The organism is Anaerolinea thermolimosa, from assembly GCF_001050195.2.
Classification (GTDB): domain Bacteria; phylum Chloroflexota; class Anaerolineae; order Anaerolineales; family Anaerolineaceae; genus Anaerolinea; species Anaerolinea thermolimosa.
The window spans coordinates 3,115,211-3,132,618 of sequence record NZ_DF967965.1; the positions used below are offsets into that span (position 1 = coordinate 3,115,211).

18 protein-coding genes are annotated in these 17,408 nt (G+C 55.3%); 5 read left to right on the forward strand and 13 right to left on the reverse strand.

Annotation, left to right across the window (positions count from 1 at the left end; all coding sequences use genetic code 11):
• The 13 genes from ATHL_RS14010 to ATHL_RS18960 all read right to left on the reverse strand — a co-directional run.
• Positions 1-262: hypothetical protein (locus ATHL_RS14010; protein WP_162787722.1), on the reverse strand; the 262-nt coding region annotated here is incomplete at its 3' end.
• A gap of 126 nt (positions 263-388) precedes the next feature.
• On the reverse strand, positions 389-883 hold the full coding sequence (locus tag ATHL_RS14015; RefSeq protein ID WP_062195132.1) for a ClbS/DfsB family four-helix bundle protein: 495 nt from the start codon (positions 881-883) through the stop codon (positions 389-391).
• Positions 880-1,866, reverse strand: coding sequence for a CPBP family intramembrane glutamic endopeptidase (locus ATHL_RS14020; RefSeq protein ID WP_062195135.1), 987 nt, complete (start codon positions 1,864-1,866; stop codon positions 880-882). Before ATHL_RS14020 ends, ATHL_RS14015 begins: the two co-directional genes overlap by 4 nt.
• Positions 1,867-1,908: 42 nt before the next feature.
• A complete protein-coding gene (locus ATHL_RS14025) occupies positions 1,909-3,345 on the reverse strand; it encodes an FAD-dependent thymidylate synthase (RefSeq protein WP_062195138.1) in 1,437 nt (478 codons plus the stop codon).
• Entirely contained in the window at positions 3,335-4,264 is a 930-nt protein-coding gene (locus tag ATHL_RS14030; RefSeq protein WP_062195141.1) for a bifunctional riboflavin kinase/FAD synthetase, read from the reverse strand. Before ATHL_RS14030 ends, ATHL_RS14025 begins: the two co-directional genes overlap by 11 nt.
• Entirely contained in the window at positions 4,265-5,176 is a 912-nt protein-coding gene (gene truB, locus ATHL_RS14035) for a tRNA pseudouridine(55) synthase TruB (RefSeq protein WP_062195144.1), read from the reverse strand.
• A 166-nt stretch (positions 5,177-5,342) separates the two neighbouring features.
• On the reverse strand, positions 5,343-6,299 hold the full coding sequence (locus ATHL_RS14040) for a DHH family phosphoesterase (RefSeq protein WP_062195147.1): 957 nt from the start codon (positions 6,297-6,299) through the stop codon (positions 5,343-5,345).
• Positions 6,292-6,705, reverse strand: coding sequence for a 30S ribosome-binding factor RbfA (gene rbfA / locus ATHL_RS14045; protein WP_062195149.1), 414 nt, complete (start codon positions 6,703-6,705; stop codon positions 6,292-6,294). Before rbfA ends, ATHL_RS14040 begins: the two co-directional genes overlap by 8 nt.
• Positions 6,706-6,721: 16 nt before the next feature.
• Positions 6,722-8,503: a translation initiation factor IF-2 gene (infB, locus tag ATHL_RS14050; RefSeq protein ID WP_062195152.1), complete on the reverse strand. Its 1,782-nt coding sequence runs from the start codon at positions 8,501-8,503 to the stop codon at positions 6,722-6,724.
• A gap of 132 nt (positions 8,504-8,635) precedes the next feature.
• Positions 8,636-9,028: a YlxR family protein gene (locus ATHL_RS14055; RefSeq protein WP_236822375.1), complete on the reverse strand. Its 393-nt coding sequence runs from the start codon at positions 9,026-9,028 to the stop codon at positions 8,636-8,638.
• 12 nt (positions 9,029-9,040) lie between these two features.
• Positions 9,041-10,948, reverse strand: a complete 1,908-nt coding sequence (gene nusA / locus ATHL_RS19175) for a transcription termination factor NusA (RefSeq protein WP_084001472.1) — start codon at positions 10,946-10,948, stop codon at positions 9,041-9,043.
• A 161-nt stretch (positions 10,949-11,109) separates the two neighbouring features.
• A complete protein-coding gene (locus ATHL_RS14065) occupies positions 11,110-11,517 on the reverse strand; it encodes a hypothetical protein (RefSeq protein ID WP_062195155.1) in 408 nt (135 codons plus the stop codon).
• Between the two features lie 24 nt (positions 11,518-11,541).
• Complete coding sequence (locus ATHL_RS18960) at positions 11,542-11,727, reverse strand: hypothetical protein (RefSeq protein ID WP_162787723.1); 186 nt, start codon at positions 11,725-11,727, stop codon at positions 11,542-11,544.
• Positions 11,728-11,737: 10 nt separating this feature from the next.
• Here ATHL_RS18960 and ATHL_RS18965 point away from each other — a divergent pair, with 10 nt between their 5' ends.
• The 5 genes from ATHL_RS18965 to ATHL_RS14085 all read left to right on the forward strand — a co-directional run bounded on the left by ATHL_RS18965 (position 11,738) and on the right by ATHL_RS14085 (position 17,115).
• Positions 11,738-11,890 carry a hypothetical protein gene (locus ATHL_RS18965; RefSeq protein ID WP_162787724.1) on the forward strand — a complete coding sequence of 51 codons (153 nt, stop codon included), beginning with the start codon at positions 11,738-11,740 and terminating at the stop codon, positions 11,888-11,890.
• A gap of 283 nt (positions 11,891-12,173) precedes the next feature.
• Complete coding sequence (locus tag ATHL_RS18970) at positions 12,174-12,317, forward strand: hypothetical protein (RefSeq protein WP_162787725.1); 144 nt, start codon at positions 12,174-12,176, stop codon at positions 12,315-12,317.
• Positions 12,301-13,689 carry a class I SAM-dependent methyltransferase gene (locus tag ATHL_RS14075; protein ID WP_062195160.1) on the forward strand — a complete coding sequence of 463 codons (1,389 nt, stop codon included), beginning with the start codon at positions 12,301-12,303 and terminating at the stop codon, positions 13,687-13,689. Before ATHL_RS18970 ends, ATHL_RS14075 begins: the two co-directional genes overlap by 17 nt.
• A complete protein-coding gene (locus tag ATHL_RS14080; protein ID WP_062195163.1) occupies positions 13,689-15,608 on the forward strand; it encodes a sulfatase in 1,920 nt (639 codons plus the stop codon). The genes ATHL_RS14075 and ATHL_RS14080 overlap by 1 nt, the downstream gene beginning before the upstream one ends.
• Before the next feature lie 10 nt (positions 15,609-15,618).
• Complete coding sequence (locus tag ATHL_RS14085; protein ID WP_062195165.1) at positions 15,619-17,115, forward strand: hypothetical protein; 1,497 nt, start codon at positions 15,619-15,621, stop codon at positions 17,113-17,115.
• Positions 17,116-17,408 lie beyond the last annotated feature (293 nt).

Here is a 17,408-nt window from a genome sequence, read left to right on the forward strand (position 1 = left end):
GGGGCGGCAGGGTGGGGGCTTCGCTCAGGTCGATCTCCGAAAGCGGGAACGGAAGCGGTGGCAGATAAGACTCTTCCACCTCTCCCCCCTCTTCAGAGGGCTGCGTTCCGGCCGGTTTTTCCTCCCCGGATACGGCCTGAGAAGGCTCACTGGCCTCCCCTTCCACCTCCTCACCGGACTCAATTAAACGGCGTAATCGCCGCCCCGGGGTATCCTCAGTGGGGTGCTCCCCCGGGTTGGGGTCAAACGAATCAGTCATCATCGTGAATCGATTTTAGCATAAACGGAGTTGAAAAACCGTCTCTCCCTTTCCGAAGAGCCGGTCTGGCCAGGAAATACCCATCATAAACAGTGCAAGTTCTGCGCCAGCAGGCCAGAAGCTTTACCATCAGTTCCGCCCGGGCAGGGTCTCAAGCCAGGCCTGCAACGGAGCGATGTGTTCCTCATCGTGATGGTAAGTGTCGGTGGCAATGAATTCCCACAGACAGCGCCCGCCCAGTTTGGGATGAAGATGCGGGTCATTCAGCTCTGCCTCCGAAAATTCGGCCACCCGGCGCAACACCTGCCGGTGGAGCGCCTCAAAGTCGGCCCAGGCGGCCTCCCAGGGGCGATCTTTACCCATTTCATACCAGCGCCGGTTGAGTGCCTCCACGTCCAGCGCCGGGTCAAAATGCACCGTGGTGGGCGCAGCCCCCTGCCGCACCTGATAAAGCATGGTCACGAGCATGGAGCCCCAGTAATTCAGGTGAACGATGACGTCCTTCACCGACCATTCCCCCGTTGCACCGGGAATTTCGCGGTATTCGAGGGGGACTGCGGTCAAAATATCCAGCAATTGTTTCCGGGTAGATTGAATCCTTGTGAGGAGTTCGTCCTTTTTCATACGGTTTCCTTATCTTTTCGCGGGTATTCCGCCAGCGCGGTTTGCAGGGTAACCCCACCATACCGGCGGCGCACCCACACCACCGTCAGGGCCATGCCCAGCAGAATCGCCGCCAGGCCCAGCACTCCGGCTTCCGGCCCGAAAGCCGCCCCTGTGAGCCAGGCCGGGCCGCCCTGCCGGATGGCAATGAACGTTGGTCCGGCCAGCGTACCACTCACCGGAAAGCCAAATACATTCCCCTGAAAGAAGTTCCAGCCAATATGCAACCCGATGGGAATGGCCAGTTCACCGGTAAGAACGAACCCCAACCCCAGAAACAACCCCGCCACAGCAATGAACAACGTACTGGTGAGCGAAGCATTCGGGTTGGCAAAATGAAGCGCGCCAAACACCAGAGAGGAGAGAAAATATGCCAGCAGAAGGGCGCCCCGCGGGCCCAGGAATTTCAGATTCAACCCCTCGGCCAGATTACGCAGAAGGTACCCCCGCGAGATAATCTCCTCCTGCACCCCCACACAGATGAACAGGAGGAACATCCCCCCAACCTCAGCCCAGAAGGGAGCCTGGTAAGCCTTAAGGAACTCCGTCACCGTGATCCATCCCGCCGCCAGTTCCACCCCAAAGATGAGCAGCATCAACCCTGCCCCCAGCAGAAGGCCAAAGGTGAAATCGATCCACCAGTGAGAAGAAAAGTGAAACCCGAAATCAGCAAAGGGGCGCCGGTCGAAAGAAAGGCCTGCCAGGAAGATGCTCAGCACCGTCACAGCGGTCAGCACGAGGTTCATCACCGTGTTATACCCCTGGGGCGAGAGCCCCCCTCCCGGCAGCCAGCCCTTCCCTTCCAGGGTATCAATCAGGCTGGCAGTGGCCACCTGACTCATCCCCACCAGAATGGCCATCAAGAGGAGGGTAAGCACCAGCCGCCAGAAAGCGCGCAGGCGATGCTGATCGAAATTCCAGAAAAATCCGAGGATGAGAGTCATGAGTGGCCTCGATCTTTCTCTCCACCGGGGAGAAACGGAGCATTACAGAGGAAGAGCGGCAGTTTCGGCAAAGTGCTCCCTCTCCACCGATTGCCAGGTCTCACTTTCACTCGCCGGGAAATACCCCCCCAGGAGCGGAAAAAGCGTGCGGATCTCTTCTGCGATACGATGAGCCACACGCCGCATCGAAAAGTGGGCGTTAGAAGCCCCGCGCAGGCGAACCAGATGGAGTGCACTGCGCAGGTTGGTCTGCAATAACACGCGGCGGTTATAAGCATTGGGCACCACATACGAGGCCACATGGGGGAATGCCTGCGCCAGGCGGGCCCAGGCTTCATGGGCGGCTTTCATTGCCTGGCGGTAAGAGGTCTCCAGCCCGGCCTCACAGATGGCCCGGGGCAGGGCGTATCCCAGGCGCGTGCTGAGCGGCTGAGCCGTCTGAGTCATCATGCGGTGACGTTTCAGTTCAAAAAAGCCCCCCTGATCCATCACCAACTCCACCGTGAAGAGGGCGTATTCCAGCTCGCGAAGGGGAATATCGTGCCTGTCGAGGTTGGCCAGCAGCGCACGCGCCAGTTCTCCCCGCTGAAGGGCAGGCAGGTTGCGCACATACTCCCGCGCCTCCGCAAAACTGACCGCTCCAAAGCGCACCAGCGCCGCCGCCAGAACGCGCTCCTCCCCGGTCGGGTCATCCACTTCGACCCGGCACCAGTCCGCGCCGGGCGGGCTGGCAGGCAGCTGAGCGGCGGCCTGCTCAAAATAACGCGCGGTGTCTTCCAGATAGGGAACACGCTCTACATATTTAATGAGCGTGGGCAAACGCGGCTGGGCCACCCGGCGGATTTCCTCACCCATCTGGCGTACTTCAGCAAGCGGATGCGAAGCCATCTTCCGCAGGGCGTGCTCCAGCGCGCGGGCATTGATCGTCACCCCCACATTGGCCAGCGCCGCGGCAGGCAGCAAAAAACGACACACATCAATATATTCCGAACGAATGCGCCGGTCAAAAGCCGCATCCGATTCCCCTTCTCTGCGGGGCGTCCGCCCGGCAATCACTTCCTTCACCGGCATCAGCGAGGCCTGATAAGTCTCAAAGAGCAGGCGGATGGTGTCTTCATAGAGGGAACGGAGCGGATGCGCCTCCAATTCGGTCGGGAGATAAAAATCCTCAAGCCCCCACTTCTGGTAACGGGTCGATTTTTCGGTATATGAAGCCAGCCGATTGGACTCCAGGCACTCCACCGCCAGGCGGGAGACGTTTTCAACCGCAATGTGAAGCACCGCATGTTCCGCTACCGACGCATGCCCGTAACCTACCACCCATTTTTCGTGGAATTCGGCGCTCTTTTCTTCGGTCAGTTCAGCGGCAATTTGCCGGAACGATTGCGGCGAACGCGAGGTCTTGGCAAAGGCCACCGCGATAGTTTCGGGGGGCAATTCCATCGAGTCGAGCAGGTAAATTTGCCGTTCAGGGCTCATACTGTAAAACCTCCCGGGTGGCCTGAATATCGCGTTGAATCTGCGCGGTCAGCGCCTCAACCGACTCAAAGCGTTGTTCACCCCGCAGGCGCCGGATGAATGCCACCTCCAGGGTTTGCCCGTAGATCTCCTGTTGAAAATCCAGCAGGTACGCCTCCATGCGCGGCAGAGGGGGTAAGGTTCCAAAAGTGGGGCGAACCCCCAGGTTGGTGACGGCATCGTAACGCTGACCCTGAAGCCACACCCGGCAGGCATAGACCCCGTTGGCCGGGACGATCTTCTGCGGCCAGAAGTCGATATTCGCCGTCGGGAAGCCCAGAATGTGCCCGCGCGAATCCCCGTGCACCACCGGCCCGCTGACCGAATAAGGCCGCCCCAGCATGGCCGCGGCTTCCGTCACCTCTCCCTCGGCCAGCAGAGCACGCACCCGGCTGGAAGAAACCACCACCCCCCGGTGATGAAAAGGCGATACCACCCGAACCCGGTAACCAAGTTCCTCTCCGAGGCTGGTGAGGGTGGGTAAATCTCCTTCCCGGTTGTGCCCCAGAGCAAAATCGGGGCCTGCCCACAGCTCGCTCATCCCCAGATGGGCGCGCAGCAGTTGCACAAAGTGCCGGGCGCTCCAGGCGGCCATCTCCCGGGTAAACTCCAGGGTGACCACCACGTCAATCCCGGCTTCTCCCAGGTAACGGGCGCGCTCGTCCGGGAGCGTCAGATAATGCGGGCCTTCAAGGCCGCGCAACACCACCACCGGGTGGGGGAAAAAGGTGACCACCACCGCCAGAAGCCCACGGGCGTGCGCCTCACGAGACATTTGCTCCAGCATGACCCGATGCCCGATGTGCACACCATCAAATGTGCCCACCGCCACCAGGGATTCAGAGAGTTCAACCTCTTGGAGCTGATGAAAATGCCGCATTTACGAGAAGAACACCTTTTTCGGCTGCCACTCATTCGTTGCCGGATCAAGAGCGAGCAGGGCCACCAGTTCCCCCATCTCACTGATCCCACGCGCCATGGCGGGGCTTTCGGGAGCCGCCGGAATACGATGACCATGGCGAATGGTGTCAATCTCGGCTTCAGTCAGCTCGATGGCGGGCCAATCGGCCAGCGCCTCAGCCGCCGGAATGAGATACTGATACCAGTTCCCCTCTACGAAAGCCTCTTTAAGCTTGCGCAGGGGGACGGCATCACGCAGGGTGAACCGCCCACTCTTGGTGCGGCGCAGTCCCACCAGATGAGCCCCGCAGCCAAGGGCTTCTCCGAGGTCATGCGCCAGCGACCGAACGTACGTCCCTGAGGAACAGTACACATCAATGACCGCTTCAGGCGGAGCCCACTCCAGCAATTCCAGGCTGTAGACGGTGATTTTTCGCGGGGCAAGATCCACCTCTTCGCCTTCACGGGCCATTTCATACGCCTTGCGACCCTTGATCTTGACGGCGGAAAATGGCGGGGGAACCTGTTCGATCTCGCCTACAAATCGCTGGAGCACTTCCTGGAACTGCTCTTCCGTAATGTGCTCCACCGGGCGCGAACGGGTAACCCGCCCATCGGCATCGTACGTATCAGTGGACGCACCCAGGCGTAAAATAGCCTGATAGCGCTTGTCGGAAGCAGATACGTACTCGCTCAACCGCACTGCCGGGCCGATCAACACGACCAGAACCCCGGAAGCGCGCGGATCCAGCGTACCGGTATGACCGGCCCGCCGGATGTTGGTGCCTTTGCGGATAATTTGAACCACATCATGGCTGGTCAGCCCGACGGGTTTATCCACCACCAGCACCCCAGAAATGGCATTTCTGACGTCAATCTGGCTGTTATCCATTGCAAACATCACTCCCCAGGTGCGGCCCCTGCCGCAAATTTTGAATCCGCTTTCCGGTTAAGAGGCATTTCGCCTCGAATGGTCTGTTGGTTTCATTCCCGCGTCGATCCTCGCCACCTGTTTTCTGGAAGAACACCAGAGAAACCGAAGAGGCTCGCACCGTTTCTCAGTGCCGGTGCGCGGCCAGGAACGCGCGGGTTTCCGAAAGTACTCTTTCTCGCACTTCTTCTATTGTACCGGATATTTCCGCACCGGCAGCAGCAGGGTGCCCCCCGCCGCCAAAGCGAAGCGCCAGCGTTGAAATATCCAGCCCGGGCCTGGCGCGCCAGCTCACCTTGACCTTACCGCCTTTTTGTTCATTGAAAAGTACGATCACGTCGCCATCTGTCGAAGAAAGGAAATTGATCAAATCGGCGTCATCATTCCCATTGTAAGCCGCCGCCTGCCGATCTGCCAGGAGAAGAGTCGTCCAGATGAGCCCATCTTCGCGCTGAAGGCGCTCTAACCCAAAACCCCAGTAGCGGGCAGCCTCGAAACTCTTCTGCACCAATCCGGCGCGGTACAGTTCCGGAAGATTAGCCCCCGCCTCCATCAGATCAGCCGCCAGGCGTAGCACCTCAGGCGACATATTCGAGGTACGGAATCCAATTGTATCGGTAAGTATTCCGGTAAGCAAGGCCGAAGCCACTTCCCCGGATACAGGGAACCCCCACCGGGGAAGGTTTTGCGCCAGAATGGCGCAGGTTGCCACAGCCTGCGGGTCTACCAGATTCACCCGGGCGAAACGCAGGTTCGTGGCATGATGGTCAATATTAAGGTCAGGCTGGCGTTCACCCAGAACCCCGCCTGTGCGCTGTAAATCAGAGCTATCCAGCACCACCACCACATCATATTCGGCACAGGGCCGAGTGATAACCTGCTCACTTCCCGGCAAATGCCGGAAGGGAGCAGGCACACCGTCGGCCAGAAGCATATCCACCTTCTGACCGGCCGCTCGTAATGACAGCCCCAGTCCGAGCAGAGAACCCACCGCATCACCATCCGGGCGAATGTGCGCCACCGCCAGGATGTGCTTCGCTGAATGCAACATTTCGGCAATCTGCCGGTGGAGCAGGTCACTCATTTCCGGCGCTGTCCTCCGTCTCATCGTCTTCCTGCTTCTCCGCCTGAGGAGCCGAGGCAGCTTCATGGCGCAACGAGGCCAGCAAGCGCTCGATGTGGTCCGCCCGTTCGGGTGTTGGGTCCCAGTGGAAGCGCAGACGGGGGAAGGTGCGCAGCTCGATATTGGCAGCCAGCTGACTGCGCAAAAAGCCCGAGGCATGTTCCAGCCCGCTCAACACTTCCTTTTTCCGCACCTGCCCTTCCACCGCCGATACAAACACATCGGCAAACGTCAGCTCACGATCTACCCTCACGTCCGTAACCTGAACGCCGGTCAATCGTGGGTCTTGAACCCCTTTCAGAAGAAGCTCCGAGAGGTCTTCTTTAATCCGGTCTGAAATACGTTTTAAACGGATACTGGAAGGCATGGCAACTCACCTCCCCTCAAGAAACTTTTTCAACCACAACACATTCAAGAATGTCTCCGGGTGCAAAGTCGTTAAATCCGCGTAGCGATACACCACACTCATAACCGGCGCGCACCTCACGCACGTCTTCTTTAAGGTGCTTAAGCGAGGCCATTTCACCCTCAAAAATCACTTTGTCACCGCGCAGCACTCGAATCCGCCCGTTGCGCCGGATCTCTCCCTGCGTCACCCGGCACCCGGCCACATTGCCCACTTTGCTGATACTGAAGACCATCTGCACTTCGGCCCTGCCCACCACCGTCTCTCTGGTCTCAGGGGCAAGCATTCCTTTGAGCGCCTTTTCAAGGTCTTCGGTCAGGCGATAGATGATGTCGTAAAGGCGGATCGAAACCCCTTCAGCCTCTGCCAGGCGGCGCGAGGCCGGGTCGGCCTGCACATTGAAACCGATGATAATGGCTTTGGAAGCCGATGCAAGCATGACATCCGATTCTGAGATGTTGCCGGTCTCGGCGTAGATAATGTCGATGTGGATGTCACCCTTCTCCAGCTCGTTGATCGAATTGATGATCGGCTCCAGCGATCCCTGCACATCCACCTTGAGCACCAGGCGAAGCGAACGCTCTTCACCCGATTGCACTCTGGCAAACAGCTCTTCCAGGCTGGCCTTGGGAGCGCGAATCGCTTCAGAACTTTCCTTTTGTTTACGCTGCTCCACAATTAAACGCGCCTCGCGTTCTGAAGCCACCACATTGAAGATTTCTCCCACCCCGGGCACCTCATTCAGGCCCAGCACCTGCACCGGGGTCGAGGGCCCCGCACTGCGGATTTTCCGCCCGCGGAAATCGAACAGAGCGCGCAGTTTTCCATAAGCCGTCCCCGCCACGATGACATCCCCGGTTTCCAGGGTGCCGTTCTGCACCAGCAATGTGGCCACCACCCCGCGATTCCGGTCAATGGACGCTTCGATCACCGTTCCGATCACCGTCCCCGAGGGATTGGCGCGAATATCTGCCGCTTCAGCCGTGAGAAGAATGGCTTCCATAAGATCTTCCAGCCCGATGCGCTGTTTGGCCGAGACCGGCACCACCATGGTGTCGCCATCCCATTCGTCAGGCACCAGGCCCAGTTCGGCCAGCTGCCGTTTGACGTAATCGGGGTTGGCGTTGGGTTTGTCAATCTTGTTAAGGGCCACCACAATGGGCACACGAGCCGCCTTGGCATGCGCCACCGCCTCACGCGTTTGCGGCATCACGCCATCGTCGGCGGCAACCACCAGCACAACAATATCCGCCCCCTGGGCGCCTCGCGCGCGCATGGCGGTGAAAGCGGCATGACCCGGGGTATCCAGAAAGGTGATCAGCCGCCCCTTGTGTTCCACCTGGTACGCGCCGATGTGCTGGGTGATTCCCCCCGCCTCGGCGGCGGCAATGTTGGTATTACGAATGGCATCCAGCAGGGTGGTTTTCCCGTGATCTACATGGCCGAGGATGGTCACCACGGGGGGGCGGCTCACCAGGTTAGCACTGGATTCTTTGGCGATCAGCTGCCGCCAGAGAGGCACCTCGCCGCTCTCCGTCTTTTCTTCCACAGGCCCCGATTCTTGAATGGCCTCAAAACCCAGTTCTGAGGCCACAATGGCGGCGGTATCAAAATCAATTTGCTGGTTAATGTTGGCCATCACCCCGTTGGTCATCAGGATCTTGATCACCTGAATGGGGCTGGCTTCCATGCGCTGAGCGAGCTCGCGCACGGTAATAGTAAGCGGAAGTTCGATCTTCTTCGACCCATTATCGCTCATAGTCACCTCCTGCGGTACAGTCCGCGCCACAGACCTCATAAAGGCCTCTGGCGGTAAAACGAGCAGGCGGGGGTTGGGTGCCGCCGGTCTATGAGCGCTGAAGGGTCAGAGGATCAAACGTTCATGGCTTCCTCAAGACGGATCCACCGGATTCCGCTCAACACCGGAGACATCTTCCGAAAGTACGGGGGCGTCATCCTCGGGCAACGTTGCCATGTATCCCCGTAGATACTCCCGGTCCTGCTCGGTCAATTCAATTTTTAAGGCGTTGGCCAGTGCGCCCTTCAGGGCCCTCTCCCAGCACGACTTCTGTGCATGCAGGTAAGCGCCCCGCCCTGAGGCTTTACCCGTGAGGTCAACCCGCGGCCCTTCAGCCGTGCGGACGATCCGCACCAGAGCCCGCTTGGCATTGACCTCACGGCAACCCACGCAGGTGCGCAGAGGAATGTGTTTCACCCGTTTAGGCGTTTTCTTGGCCACCTCAATCACTTCCAGCACGCACTCGTTTCCGAATCGAGCGCGCACACTTTCTCCTGATTAATCCCATTCCCATTCGTCGCCGCGTTTGTGTACTTTCCGTGCCAGGGTTACGTCAGCATCCGGATCGTACTCAATCTCCACAAAGCGGCGGGCACCTTTCTTCTTCTTCTTTTCCTTCTTCTTTTTCTTGCCGGTGCCTTCCTCTTCTTCTTCCTCTTCACCGCTTTCCACCAGCGGGATCACATCGGGCTTCAGGGTAAAGAGTTCATCGAAACTCGGCTCCACCTCTTCGACCTCCGGTTCAACCGGGGCTGCTTCTACCGGAGCAACCTCAGCAGCAACCGGCTCAGCGGGTTCTGCGGCGGCCATCGGCGCTTCTTCGACCACCTCAGCCGTCGGTGCGACCTCTTCAGGGGTCTCTTCGGTGGCTTCGGCGGGTTCAACCACGGCTGGCTCTCCCGCCGGGGTGGGATGGTAAACCTGTTCCACCAGACGGTTGATCTCCTGCATGGCGCGCGGACCAATTCCCTGCAGTTTCAGGATCTGGTCAGCGTCGCGGAGCATTTGAACCACCAGCTCACCCACCGTAAGATACCCCGCCTCTTGCAGAATATAGCAGACGTGTTCAGGAAGGCTGCTCTCCAGAAGCGTACGATTGAACTCTTCAGGAGCGATGGCAGATTGAATTTCCTGAACGCGGGTATCCACCACCTTTTTCTCCGGAACACGCTTCAGCGAAGCCTTCCGCTCTACCCGATCGACGAATTGAGCCATACGCTCGTATTCCTCGGGAGTAAGGGGGCGGTTCTCGGCTTTTCGAGCCAGCATATCGGCAATGGCCTGCGCAGTTTCGGCTTCAGCCTCGGCAATCGAGCGGTAAAGCGGATCGGTCTGCAGGCGGTTGAGAGCGTCAGCTGCGGCTTCCGGCAGGCTCTTAATGTCAATACGCCAGCCGGTCAGCTTGGCCGCCAGGCGGGCGTTTTGCCCATCGCGCCCGATAGCCAGGCTGAGCTGATCTTCTGGCACCACCACCGTGGCCGTTTTCCCTCCGCCATTTTGATCCGAAAGGAAAACATTGAGCACCCGCGCCGGGCTGAGGGCCTTGGCAATATACACTGCCTGATCGGGATTCCATTCAATGACATCGATCTTCTCGTCGTGCAGTTCACGCACAATGGCCTGAATGCGCACCCCGCGGATTCCCACGCACGCTCCCACCGGGTCAATGCCGGGCTGGGTCGCCGAGACGGCCACCTTGGCGCGCTCTCCGGGCTCGCGGGCAATGGAGCGAACCTCGACAATGCCGTGATAAATCTCCGGAACCTCGGTCTCCAGCAATCGGCGCAGAAAATCGCGATGGGTGCGCGAGAGGATGATCTGCGGGCCGCGCGGAGAATCTTTCACCTCGGCCACCAGCGCCCGCACCCGGTCATGAATCCGGAAGCGTTCACCGGGGATCATTTCTTTGCGGGGCATCGTGCCTTCGGCGCGCATCTCCAGCCCGATGGTCAGCCCCTGTGAATTGACCGCCTGAACCACACCGCTGACGATCTCGCCAAGTTGCTTTTCGTAGAAGCTGAGCTGGGCCTGCCGCTCGGCGTCACGAATGCGCTGTTGAATCACCTGGCGCGCAGTCTGCGCGGCAACACGGCCAAAATCGCTGGGGGTGCTTTCAACCACTACCATACTGCCAAGTTCGGCCTGAGGATTGACCCGCCGGGCCTCTTCCAGAGAGACTTCTGTGCGTTCGTCTTGCACCTGCTCTACCACCTCTTTTTCGGCATAGATGGTCACCTTGCCGGTTTCGAGGTCGATCTTGGCTTCGATCTGCTGCGCATTGGAAGCATTCACCGCGCGCCGATAAGCCGAAACCATCGCGGACTCAAGCGCCTTGACAATGACCTCTCTGGGAAGCTGTTTTTCTTCCAGAACCTCATTGAAAGCCAGGACAAACTCGTTTTTCATCGTGTCAACTTACTCCCGATCAAATAAACCTCTTACAACAAGAAAAGTGGGGGAGGCCCACTTTTCAACGACGTCGATATTGGGTGCAACGATAAGCACGCTTATTTTAACACCATTCATTCACGGATGCAAGAGCGGTTACCCCAAGAGTCAGAGCTTTCTTAAAGTCGAGTAATGAGGGCTAAGGCTTCAGCAGGATGAGCAGCGAAGTAGCGTCTGGCGCGGGGAAGGGAACGAAACTTCAGCTTGCCCAGGAGAATGCCCGGCACCAGATTGTTGACACAAGCCATTGCCTGCCCCTTCCTTCCTTTGGTCATCCACGTACGGTCTTCCAACAGGGTAACGTCTCGACGATAATGAAGCCTATTTTCAATTCCCCAGCAGACGCTGGTCATCTGGAGAAGTTGCCTCGGCTTGATGTCTTGCCTGCTCAGGCTGGTTATTCCATAAATGACCTGTTCCTGTACCTTGCCTGTGCGAGCAGATGTAAAACGACGCTCCAGTTTGAAGACTTGTTCGAGGTAAGGCCAGAGGAGAAAATCCTTGAGCTGGCTGCTTACGGTGGGCATGCACTGCTCGATGCGTCCATGTCCCTAGTTGGTCAGAATGGCACTCTCAAAACCTCTGGACGGGAAGTTCATTCCAGGAAGCAGTTGCACGTCTGATTCGAACCACAAACGGACGACTTCCTCCACCTGTGTCTGATCGCCTTTCACAAACCAAAGATAATCGCTCTCCGCTGCCACAATCTGTCTGGAAAGCCCCTTTTGGGTGTGCAAGGCATCTCCTATGACCACTTTTTCCCATAAGCTGGATGTGTTCCAGCTCTTCCACTTCAGCCATTCCAACAGCATTTCCGTGCGGTTTGGCCCATTCGGCAATCCCACGGGGACGACCTTCTCCGCGCATCTTTGCCAGTACGATCAGCAACAGCCCCAGTAAGATCAGATACCGCACCCTTATGGACTTCCGTATGTCCTGTAAACCTTGAAAATGCGCATACAGGCTCCCAACATCAAACACAATCCCGGCTTCTGTGTTGCACTTCATATCGACCTTCCTCGGTATGGTTTTTTGTTTGATCAACTCAAAGCATAACCGAAGAAGATCTCTTTTGTTACCTTTATACCTACATTAAGAAAGCCCTGACCTTCCTCTCCCCTAACTTGACGTCCCCCCTCCATGACGGTATACTACTTTTCACATTTTGTGATTGGAGCAAGGGATGTACGTAGATCCGGGAACAGGGAGCGTTATTTTACAAATAACTCTGGGAGCCGTCCTCGGCGGCGGGGTACTGATTAAGGTCGTCTGGAAGAAAATAACCGTCCTGTTTGGCAAAAAAGACCCGAATGACCCTCAACCCTGAGCCAATTTTCGGTCAGGAAGTCCACCGCGCCTCGTTTCGCGCCCCCAGCGACTGGATATTCCGGTGCGGGGAATGCCTGTACCGCCATGTGAATACCTTTTATGTTCGCGAATATGACCAGCTGATGTCCTCCGGGCTGTACCGGCAGTTGGTGGACAAAGGCTGGCTGGTTGCCCATCAAGAGGTGGACGCCGAGCCTCTTGATCCCTCCACGATCTACCGGGTGATTCAACCCGAGGAAATTCCCTTTCTTTCTTATCTCTACGAGTGGTGTTTTTCGCAACTAAAAGACGCCGCACTGCTCACACTAGCAGTGCAGAAGGCAGCCCTGGACTCCGGCATGACGCTGAAGGACGCCAGCGCATATAATATCCAGTTCGTCAACGGCAAGCCCATCTTCAGCGACACGTTGAGTTTCGCCCTCTACGAAGAAGGCGCACCTTGGATAGCCTACCGCCAGTTCTGCCAGCATTTTCTGGTTCCGCTGGCGTTGATGAGCCGGGTGGATTTACGCTTGGGGCGTCTCTCCAGCCTCTACATGGACGGCATCCCGCTGGATCTTGCCACCCGTCTGGATTTTGGACTCCTCATCCACCTGCACCTGCACGCCCAAGCCCAGCGGGTGGCTGCCGGCATTCAAGAAGGACAAGACATACCCCCCTCCGCGCGCATGAGCAAACTGGGGCTCATCGGGCTGAGTGAGAGTCTCGAATCCAACATGCGCCGCCTGCAAGCCCCCATACGCAAGAGCGGCTGGGTGGACTATTATCAGCACACCAACTACACCGATGCCACCTTTGAGAGCAAGAAGCGCCTGGTGCAGGAAGCGGTTCAGCGCCTTTCCCCCCGCATCCTCTGGGACTTGGGCGCCAATACGGGCATCTTCAGTCGGGTGGCTGCCGAGGTCAGCGGCGCGCTGGTGATTTCCGCGGATTTCGACGCCGAAGCCGTTGAGGTGAACTACCGACAGGCAAAACAGGAAGGCAACCCGCACCTGCTCCCGTTGGTGATTGGCCTCACCAACCCCCCGCCCGCCATTAGCTGGGACAACGCCGAGTGCGAAGCCTTTTATCAGCGCGCGCCTGCCAATATGGTGCTGGCGCTGGTACATCACCTGGCGATTGGCAACAATGTGCCGCTGGCGCACCTTGCCGAAACCTTTGCCCGGCTGGGCAAATTCCTGCTGGTGGAGTTTGTTCCGAAGGAGGACTCGCAGGTGCATAAATTACTGTGTTCCCGCGACGATATCTTCTCCGAATATCACCCGGAAGGATTCAAAACCGCATTTGCTCCCTATTTTCATCTGGAGAAAGAAATGCCCCTCGAGGGCAATGCCCGCACCCTCATCCTCTACCGCAACCGTCAAGCCTGATGCTCAAACGTTTCTCCCCTTTTTCCTCCCATGAACCGTCCTGGTCGGGGTTGTTTCTGACCACCTTACTATCCGCCTTCGCTTATGCACTGCTGGAATGGCTCTTCCTGACCACCAAGCCCTCCGTCATTGCCATTCTGCCCTTCTCGGAGAAACTTCGCATCCTGCTGTTGAGTTTTGCGCTGGTCAACGGCGCGGCTTACCTCCTGCTGGCAGGACTACTGATGGCGTGGCTAGCCTTGCGCTGGAGCCTCTGGAAATGGCTGGGCGTCCTGCTCCCCACCGGGATCCTCAGCGGGTTGACCCTTCTGCTGGCGGACAACTTCACCTACACACTGTTTCACTTTGGCGTGTCCACCTCTGCCGGATGGAGCCGAGCACTGTACTTGCTGGGTTTCCTTATTGTCCTGTACCTTTGGACGCGCGAGGTGAGCGGCTGGCTTGCTGGACTGACAGCCCGCCAGCAGGGCAAACGCTCCTGGATAACCCCTGCCGCACTGAGCGGCTTAACCGCGCTCTTGCTGGGGCTGACCTATGTCTCCCCGCAGGCAGTACATCCCCCGTTGTGGAGCGCGGGTGCGGCGGCACGGAAAACCCTGCCCCACATCCTGCTCATCACCGCCGATGGGCTGAACGCCAATCACCTCTCGGCATATGGCTATGAGCGCGACACCACCCCCAACCTGCGCCAACTGGCGGAGCGTTCGCTGGTGGGGGAGAACGCTTACTCCAACTCCGCCAACACCGCCGGAGGCGTGGTTGCTATCCTCACCGGCAAGTACCCCACCACCAACCGTCTGCTCTACCCTCCCGATGTGCTCAAGGGCGAGAACGCCTTCCAGCACTTGCCGTACATTCTTAAGTCCTACGGCTATACCAGTGTGCAGTACTCCTTCCCTTACTTTGTGGATGCCTACGCCCTCAACATCCAATCTGGTTTCGACGTGGCAAACGGCACAGTCTTTCAGCAAAGCGCCTTCCTGACCCGACTGCAAAACCTCTTTGACGAATCTGGCGCGGGCTACCTGTACGAACTCATCAAGCGCCTTGCCGACCGTCTGCGCCACATTTTCTTCCTGAAAGACATGACCAACTACCGCCTGCTCCTTCCGACCAATCCACAGGCACTGCCCTTCGAGTACCGCGATGTGGAAAACCTCCGCCAGGTGCTGGACGCCCTGACCACCTCGAACAAGCCCGTCTTTGCTCACCTCCACTGGATGGGCACGCATCCGCTGGGACGCAAGTTCTACCCGAAGGTGCAGGTTTTCTCTCAGGGGCAAACTGTGGAGACTCAGGGGGAGTTCAACCCCGATTTTTACGACGACAAAATCCTTGAATTTGATCAGGCACTGGGACAAATCCTAGACACGCTGGAAGCCAGCGGGCTGATGGATCAGACCATTGTGGTCATTGCCAGCGATCACGGCTTCATGTTCAACAATCTGGCGCGTCTGCCGTGGGTCATTCACTTTCCCGAGGATGCTTACGCAAGGCGCATCCGCCAGGAAGTGCAGAACATTGACATTGCACCCACCCTTCTGGAGTATCTGGGCATTCCCATTCCGGAATGGATGGAAGGCAACTCCGTCCTACGCGCCGACCCGGGCAACCGCCTTATCTTCGGCACCGGTGTGGGCGATACAGTGAAAACCGAAAACGGCTTTCTGGTGGAAGAGACCGTCAAACCACCATTTTATAACTTTGGATTTGTTTCAGTTATCTCTTGTAATCACTGGTATCGATTAAAATTAAATTCTCGAATCTGGGAAAATGGAAAATTCGAGGATGGTACAGCACCATGTACTCCTATTTCTGAAGAAGAAGCCTTTGATGCAATTGTATTACACTTAAAAAATAGAGAGTTTGATATAACAAGTATCCAGGATTTCAAATTAGTCCATCCACTCAAGCATTAAGGTAAAAGTTATGGAAACCATAACAGTGAGCAATAGATATAAATTTCATTTAGATCAAAAATTTATTATTTTTTCATTTGTTATTTGTGCAATTGTAATTATCTCAACATATTGGATGAGAAATTATGCTAATGACGACGCATATATTACATACCGTCACACCCAAAACCTGCTAAGAGGGAATGGATTTGTTTTTAATCCTAATGAAAAGGTCTTGGGTTCAACTGCTCCCTTCCATGGGATTATATTGGCTGTAATTTCTTTAGTGTATCCTGATATACCTAAATCTGCACTTCTGCTAAGTGCATTTTCGCTGATATTTATTTGTATATTGATAATGGACCTTCTTAGAAAGTTTCAATTATTACTTCCGGGTTTCTTATTTTCTATTTTGATTGTTACTAACAAATTTACTTATTCGGTTTTCCCTCTAGAAACAATATTTCTTTTATTTCTATGCATTATCACTGTATATTTTTTACATAAAGAAAATTATACGGCAATGGCAATCTTTGGCGGTATTGCAGTATTAACACGCGCAGATGCTATTGTTTTAATAAGCGTTATATATTTATATCTTGTCTTTGTTAAAAAGTTGACCTTAAAAGAATTACTACCAACTTTTGCATTATTTTTATTAATTTTACTCCCTTGGTTTATATATTCACGTATGTTTTATGGGTCATTCTTTCCCAATACCGCTAATACCAAAACCGGATGGATAAACCATGAATGGGTATTTATCAAGTCTATATGGAGCAAAGGCTTGAGACAAATATTTCCAAATCAATGGTTGTCGATGATTGCGGTTGGAATAAGTCTAATCGGAATTGTTGTTTCAGTCAAAATAAAACATTTACGCTTCTTTCTAATCCTCGGAATATGGATTATTCTGTATACCACAGCTTATACTATATTAAGAATTTATGGACCCTTTTTTTGGTACTATTTCCCTATTTTTGTAGTTGTAGTTTTTTTCTTCTCGATCGGGTATTGGTATATCTATAATGTTATTTCAGAAAAAGTTAGAAATAATTTTATAAAAAATTTTATGCATTTATCAATGGCTTTGGCTATTTTTGTTTTAATATCGTTCAACTTAATTGATTTGTATAACTATCCATCAACATTTTATAAAAACTTTTTCATCTTAGGAAGAGATACTGCCTATAAAATGGGGGCGAAGTGGCTACAAGAACATCCAAATACCTGTAAAAACATAGCCATTTATGAACCAGGAACGTTAGCGTTTTACTCAAACAGACACATGATCGATATGATGGGATTGATTACCCCAGGCATAGGACAGGAAATGAAAATGAGAAGTCTTCACGAAGTCAGTGTTTTATGGACAGCAGAACATTATCAACCAGAATGTATATTTGTGTTAAGCCATATTCAGGTACCCAAAAATTATGTTCTTATTCAAAATTTTCCCATGGAAGAAGTGGGAACTTCCTTCCATTTGTATATTGAGGAAGATTTATATGATTTTTCAGGAAAATGATCAGATAAACCGATGGGGAAATACATAAATCTAATAACTTGGGCTAAGTAGTCAGTTGAATAAACTTTAACAAACGTGATAGACCAGGGCATGCCAAAAGCCCGAGATTATCACGTGTTTGTCCCAAAAACGGTTGGTGAAATTGAAAAAAAGAAGTGGGCGCAGTATTCTCCCCCAAATACCATCGGCAGACTACGCCACCCCTACCCCAGCCACCATCAACCCGCTGGCCATACCCGACCAGGTCTTGTAGCCTCGAACGGTTCGGGCACGCATTTTCATCCTGCCTATCA